General features: G+C 67.2%; 7 protein-coding genes. 3 read left to right on the top strand and 4 right to left on the bottom strand.

The annotated features are described in order from the left end of the window. Positions 1 to 39 precede the first annotated feature (39 nt). Genes AC5Y42_RS21460 through AC5Y42_RS21450 form a run of 3 tightly spaced genes read right to left on the bottom strand, consistent with a single transcriptional unit; the run spans position 40 to position 2,680 of the window. Positions 40 to 1,776 (bottom strand): PPE family protein, encoded by a 1,737-nt coding sequence (locus tag AC5Y42_RS21460; RefSeq protein WP_499900579.1) that lies wholly within the window; start codon positions 1,774 to 1,776, stop codon positions 40 to 42. 2 nt (positions 1,777 to 1,778) lie between these two features. Beyond that, entirely contained in the window at positions 1,779 to 2,087 is a 309-nt protein-coding gene (locus tag AC5Y42_RS21455; protein WP_499900578.1) for a PE family protein, read from the bottom strand. Then, complete coding sequence (locus AC5Y42_RS21450; RefSeq protein ID WP_499900577.1) at positions 2,084 to 2,680, bottom strand: hypothetical protein; 597 nt, start codon at positions 2,678 to 2,680, stop codon at positions 2,084 to 2,086. The genes AC5Y42_RS21455 and AC5Y42_RS21450 overlap by 4 nt, the downstream gene beginning before the upstream one ends. Positions 2,681 to 2,743: 63 nt before the next feature. Here AC5Y42_RS21450 and AC5Y42_RS21445 point away from each other — a divergent pair, with 63 nt between their 5' ends. Together AC5Y42_RS21445 and AC5Y42_RS21440 are read left to right on the top strand one after the other, a co-directional pair. Then, complete coding sequence (locus AC5Y42_RS21445; protein WP_499900576.1) at positions 2,744 to 3,175, top strand: hypothetical protein; 432 nt, start codon at positions 2,744 to 2,746, stop codon at positions 3,173 to 3,175. Further along, positions 3,175 to 3,960: a hypothetical protein gene (locus AC5Y42_RS21440; RefSeq protein ID WP_499900586.1), complete on the top strand. Its 786-nt coding sequence runs from the start codon at positions 3,175 to 3,177 to the stop codon at positions 3,958 to 3,960. Before AC5Y42_RS21445 ends, AC5Y42_RS21440 begins: the two co-directional genes overlap by 1 nt. Positions 3,961 to 4,078: 118 nt before the next feature. On the opposite strand, the gene AC5Y42_RS21435 is transcribed toward AC5Y42_RS21440, so the two are convergent. Then, positions 4,079 to 5,062 (bottom strand): TerC family protein, encoded by a 984-nt coding sequence (locus AC5Y42_RS21435; protein ID WP_499900575.1) that lies wholly within the window; start codon positions 5,060 to 5,062, stop codon positions 4,079 to 4,081. A gap of 204 nt (positions 5,063 to 5,266) precedes the next feature. On the opposite strand from AC5Y42_RS21435, the gene AC5Y42_RS21430 reads away from it, so the two are divergent. After that, positions 5,267 to 6,526, top strand: a complete 1,260-nt coding sequence (locus AC5Y42_RS21430; protein ID WP_499900574.1) for a hypothetical protein — start codon at positions 5,267 to 5,269, stop codon at positions 6,524 to 6,526. Positions 6,527 to 6,540 lie beyond the last annotated feature (14 nt).

The following is a 6,540-nucleotide window of genomic DNA, read 5'->3' as shown; positions in this document are numbered from 1 at the left end:
GTCTTTCCTTTCTCTGACTATCGATTCCCGACACAGCGCTTAGTTGTTCCAGGGTGTCTCCCCTCCGAGGTCCTCGCCCCAGCTTTCCGGCAGCATCGGCACACTGGGACCGCCACCGAACTCGTCATCGGCCAACGTGGCCAGCCCCGCTGCCTGCGCGCCCGACTTCGGCAGCGTTCCGGTGAACCCGAGTGGCCCGCTACTTCGATCCGAGGGCACCGGCCGATCCGTCGGCGGTGTGACAGGCTCAGCGACACTGTCGTCGGCGTCGAGGTATTCGTAGCGGTGCCCGCGGTCGATGACCGACCCGCGCCGTCGGCGCGCCCGCTCCTGCTGCCCGCGGTCCGCCGTCGCGGCTGCCACAGCCGCGGCGCCCTGAGCTGTCGGCTCCTTGGCCTTGGACTGGCTGGACAGCGTGGCTTCACGCTTGAGACCGGCCAGGCCCACCATGTAGCCGAAACCCTCCGCACCCGTCACCGGGATGGGTGGGACGGGCGGAGCCGCCGGCGCCGCGGCGACGGTAGCCGTGGCCGGCGCCGTTGTCGTCGGAGTCGCCGGCGCCACCGAGCTCGTCGGAACCGCTGCGGACGGCGCCCCGGTCATGGGCACCGCCGCCGGCGTGGGGAGAGCTAACGCTGCAGGTTGCGGCAGCGGCGCGGCGGCGGATACCGGGGCCTGCGCCAGGCCGGCCAGGGCCCCGAGCCCGACCAGACTCCCCACCGAGCCCAAGTTGGTGATCGCCATGCTCATACCCACCGTCACCAACAGCGGCAGTTCCTGAATCAGGAACCGCAACGTGCGCAGCGTCCAGTTGACGATCCGATAGACCTGCCACGCGATGAAGTAACTAATGAAATCCGGCCTGGCCCAATTCGTCGGGTCCAGAAGGTACTGAATAGCTTTCAGGTTGCCGTTGAAAAAGTTGCCGATGTTCTGCAAATACTGCATCGGGGTCCAGTTGGGCTGCCCCTGGCCGGGGATTTGCTCCCCGTCCGGGCCGAAGAGCATCTGCCAAATCTCGCCAGGCGTGGGCAGTTGAAACGACCCGGTGCCGCCACCGCCACCGCCACCGCCACCGCCGCCACCGCCACCGCCGGCTCCTGCGCCGCTCCCAGCACCAGCCCCACTACCGGCCCCAGCACCGCTTCCCGCGCCGGCACCGCTACCGGCCCCAGCACCGCTACCGGCCCCAGCACCACTACCCGCACCAGCGCCGGCACCGCTACCGGCCCCAGCACCGCTACCCGCGCCAGCACCAGCACCGCTGCCCGCGCCCTTGGAGCCTTGGACTGCTTGGGTGGTGGCCTGATAGGTGCTCATCGTGGTGGCCGCCTGAGTCCACATGCGCGCATAGTCGGCTTCGTTGAGCGCGATCGGAATCGTATTGATCCCAAAGAAATTCGTCGCCACCAACACCCCGTGAATGGCATGGTTGGCGGCCAGTTCCGGCAGGGTCGGCATCGCGGCCAACGCCGCCGTGTAGGCGCCCGCAACCGTCTCGTGCTGGGCGGCAGCCTCGGCACTCAGCGTGCTCGCCAAGCCCAACCACGCCAGATACGGCATGTGCGCGGCCACGTACTGCTCGGCCGTCGGACCCTCCCACACCGCCTGCGCACCGGTCAGTACCGCCGTCAACTCCGTTGCCGCGGCCTGATATTCGGTGCTCAACGCCGTCCAGGTGCCCGCCGCCGCGAGTAGTGGCCCCGGCCCGGGACCGCTACTCAGCAGGGTCGAATGCACCTCGGGCGGTAATGCCATCCACACCGGCGCGGTCATCCTCAGCTGCCCGCACCGAGATACGTCGAGGCCGCCGCCGCGTCGCCGACTGCGTAGTTGGTGCCGGCGAGGCCCACACCCGTCCCGGCACGGCCCAACACCTCGACACCTTTGGCCGCTGCCGCGGTATGTTGGCTGCCCTGCGCACTGAAAACCGCCGCGGCCTGCAGCGACACCGGATCAACTGCCGGCGGTACCACCATCGACACCACCGGGCCCGCGCCCGCGTGCGCAGCCGCCAACTGTGCGGTGATCGCCTCAACCGCAGCACTTGTCGCGGCCAGCCCCTCGGGAACAACTCGCAACGTCACGACACATACTCCTTCCGACGGATCCCGCCCGCCATCTCCATGCCAAACACCATGGCCAACGCCAGCACCCCGGCTATCAGCCCGAAAATCAGATGAAACGCCGCCCGTTCGGCCATCCCGACCGTGCCGAACGCGAATAGCTGTCCGCGACCGAGCAGTGCGAAGACCGAACCGGCCAGCGCTACCAGGTGAATCGGGGCGGCGCTCAGCGCCAATAACCACCGCTGTCGACGCACGGCGGGCACACTGGCCACGACATACAACAGGACCGCGGCGGCGACATACCGTCCGCCATGCCATGGACCCCCCGGCGCATCCATGATCGACGTCGCCAACGTCGAAGCCGCCCCGACCGCGATGACCGTCTCACGGCTACTGGTCACCAGGGCAACCATGACCAGCAGGGTCAGCCAGACCAGGCCGCGGTGCCCGGGCAGTCCCAGCGGCATCCGGACGTCGCGGTAGGCAACGATCAGAGCGACGGCAAGCAGAGGAAATGCGACCTCCCGGGCCAGTATCAGGCTGTGAGCGGATTGCCCTACCACACCGATCAGCGCACGAGAGGCCGAGCCGGCACCCGCATACAACCGCACGTGCGGATACTACCTGGAATACGGTCCTTGAATACGCCGTATCGAGCCTCATAGGGTGAGAACATGCGGTCCTTCACCGCGCGCCTGTCCGCGGCGGCCCTAACGGCGGTGGTCTTAGGTACCGGGCTCGGTGCATGCGGCAGGTCCGCAAGCGGCGATGCGCTCGTCGTACAAGAACAAAGCCGAATTCTCGCCCGCTTCACGCTGCCGCAGTTGAACGGCTTCCCGCAGATCGAGATCACGACGCCGCAGTCACACGGCGCGCAGACCCAGACAGGCCCCGCGGTGCGGTCGATCCTGCAGGCGGCCCGCGCCGCCGACGTCATTACCGTGCGCGTCGAAGGCCGCGACCCGGCCCAGACACTGACCGCCGCCGAGCTCACCGGAGAAGTCATCTTGAACGTCACCAAACGCGGCACCCTGAAGCTCACCGGCGCCCAGCTTGATCGCAGCCGGTGGGTCCGCGACGTCACCAGCCTGGTGGTCAACCCGTGATGCCAGCAACCGCGCTGGCCGGCGTGGATCTACTCGTCGGCATCGACGACACCGACAACGACTGGAGTCCGGGCACAGGTCGCCGGGCCCGGGCCCTGCTGCGCGACCTGGCATCGGCAGGGCTCGGCACTGCGGCAGGCGCGACCCGGCACCAGCTCCTTGTCGATGACCGAATCCCCTACACCTCCCACAACTCCAGCGCCTGCCTGGCGTGGCGCAGCCCCGACGGCGACCCGGACGCGGTGCGAACCGAAGTCATCGAACTCGCCGCACGGTTCCTGGAACGGGTCTGCCCACCCGACGCCGACCCGGGGCTGGCGGTGGCAATTCCGGGCAAGCTCCCCGACACGGCATCGCAGCTGGTGGAATTCGGGCAACGGGCCAAACGAGAGGTGTTGTGCCCCAGCCAAGCTCGCGATCTGGCCGCCGCCACCGGCGTGCACTTATCTGGCCACGGCGGCACCCGGGACGGAGTGCTCGGCGCGCTGGCGGCGGTTGGATTGCACCTGTCCGGCAACGACGGGTTGTTCATCACCTTGCCCGGAATCGAAGAGTTGCCGCACCAAGCCACCATCGACGCGGTGCAATCGCTTGCCCCCATCGATCTCGCCCGCGACGGCATGCACCGCCAACCCGAATCGGGTGAGGTCATCGAGTTGGGCGACTGGGTGCGCCCGGTGCTGCTCGACGGCCGGGCCGTGCTACTGCTGGAGCCGCCGCGCCGGCAGTCGAACGGGGATCGGATGTGGCGAACCGCGCCGCGCGCCGTCGTCAAACAGTACTGAGCGTCAGTCGAGCCGCTCGACGGCGAGCTGAGCAAGATCGGCTTTGTAGAACTGGTATTGGTAGTCGCCGAAATTTCCCATGGCTACGCAACCCTCCTGAATAGCGGCGAAGGGTGGACTACCCGCTGGGATTGCTGGCTACACCGACGACGCGGGTCTTGTAGAGGCTGGCCACCGCGGTGACGACGAGCGTGAAGACGATGACCGCCAGGCTGACCAAGGCCGGGATCGCCGGCAAATTGACATGTTGACCCCCGTTGATGAACGGCACCTCGTTTTTCCGCAACGCATGCCACACCAGCTTGACCCCGATGAACAGCAGGATGAGGGAAAGACCTCGCGAGAGGTAGACCAGCCGTTCCAACAGACCACCGAGCAGGAAGTACAACTGTCGCAGGCCCATCAACGCAAAAATGTTAGCGGCCAACACCAAATAGGGCTGGCGGGTGAGCCCGTAGATGGCGGGGATGGAGTCGAGGGCGAAGATCAGGTCGGTGGTACCGAGCGCCAGGATCACCAGAAACATCGGGGTCATCAAACGCGTCGAGCCGTCTTTGACATAGAGCTTGAGACCATCCCAGCTGTCGGTGGTCTGCAAGTGACTGCGGGCAAAGCGAACAACGACATTGTCCACATCGCTGTCGTTGTCGAAGCCGCGAGCCAGCTTGAAGCCGGTGTACACCAGGAATGCGCCGAACAGATAGAACACCCATGAAAATTGCTGAATGGCAACTGCGCCAAGCGCAATGAAGACGCCGCGAAAGAGCAGCGCAATCACGATTCCGACAAACAGGGCTTCTTGCTGATACATCTTGGGCACGTTGAAGCTCGCCATGATGACCATGAAAATGAACAGATTGTCGATCGAGAGGCTGTACTCGGTGAGCCATCCGGCAAAAAACTCCAGCCCGCGCTCTCCGCCGTGAGCCCACCACACCCAGGCTCCAAAGATTGCCGCCAGCCCGATGTAGATCGACAGCGCGATCGTGCATTCGCGCGTCGTCGGTTCATGGGGCCGGCGGGCGATCACCACGACGTCGAACAACAGGACGGCCATCGTCACGCCGAGGGTGACGATCCATTCGAGCGCGGAGACGTGCAATGAGAACTCCGGTCAGCAGCAGTGGTCCGCGGCTCAGGTCGTCGGTTGCCGAACGACGTGATGGTGGCACCGCGGCAAAGGAAACTCCTTTTGTCTTCAGTCTGTCAGCTCACGGTTGCGAACTGATGTCCAGAGCATGATCGGCCGTAGGTATTTTCGAACCGTGCTCTCACCGGAGGTCCGCGCCCGACGACTGCCGTCGTTGTGACCGAGGTCGGCGGCACCGCAGCGGCCACCGGGCCGGTCGCGCGCAGCAGCGTCGCCCGGGTCGGCGCCGCGACTGCACTGACCGCTCTGTGCGGTTATGCGGTGATCTACCTGGCGGCCCGCGACCTGGCTCCGGCCGGCTTCTCGGTCTTCGCCGTGTTCTGGGGTGCGTTCGGGCTGGTCAGCGGGGCCGCCAATGGTCTGCTACAGGAAGCCACCCGCGAGGTGCGCTCAGCCCGCTATGCCGGTCCCATCGCCATGCCGCGGGGCACCGACACCCATCCACTTCGGGTGGCGGCGCTGGTCGGGGCGGTCGCGGCGGCGGCCATCGCCGGCAGTTCACCGCTGTGGAGCTCACAGGTGTTCGTCGACGCCCGCTGGCTTTCGGTGGCGCTGCTCAGCGTCGGGCTGGCCGGGTTCTGCCTGCATGCCACGCTGCTGGGCACGCTCGCCGGCGCTGACCGTTGGACCCAATACGGGGCGTTGATGGTGACCGATGCCGTGATTCGGGTGGCGGTCGCGGTGGTCACCTTCGTGGTCAGCTGGGGCCTGGTGGGGTATTTGTGGGCCACCGTCGCGGGCGCGGCGGCGTGGCTGATCATGCTGATCGTCTCGCCGACAACCCGGGCCGCGGCGCGGCTGCTGACCCGCGGGGGTGCTGCGACGTTTCTGCGCGGCGCCGCCCACTCGATCACCGCGGCGGGCGCCAGCGCGATTCTGGTGATGGGTTTTCCGGTGCTACTCAAGGCCACCTCCACCGAGCTGGGCGCTGCGGGTGGCGTGGTGATCCTGGCCGTCACGCTGACCCGCGCGCCGCTGCTGGTGCCGCTCAACGCGATGCAGGGCAACTTGATCGCGCATTTCGTCGATGAGCGCACCCAGCGGCTGCGGGCACTGATCGCGCCGGCGACGCTGATCGGTGGAATCGGCGCAATCGGTGTGCTGGCTGCGGGTCTGGTCGGACCATGGATCCTGCGGGCAGCGTTCGGACCCGATTACGACGCCGGCAGCGCGCTCCTGGCGTGGTTGACGGCCGCGGCGGTCGCGATCGCCCTGCTGACGCTCACCGGCGCGGCCGCCGTCGCCGCGGCGCTGCATCGCGCGTATGCGCTGGGTTGGGTGGGCGCGACGCTGGCGGCGACGTTGTTACTGCTGTTGCCGCTGCCGCTGGAGACCCGCACCATTGTGGGCCTGATGTGCGGGCCGCTGGTGGGCATCGGGGTGCATCTGGCCGCGCTAGCGCGTCCCGTCGGCTGATCTGCGGTAACTTG

It is taken from the genome of Mycobacterium sp. NGS48 (assembly GCF_059812585.1).
This window is presented reverse-complemented; position numbering and strand designations above follow the sequence as displayed.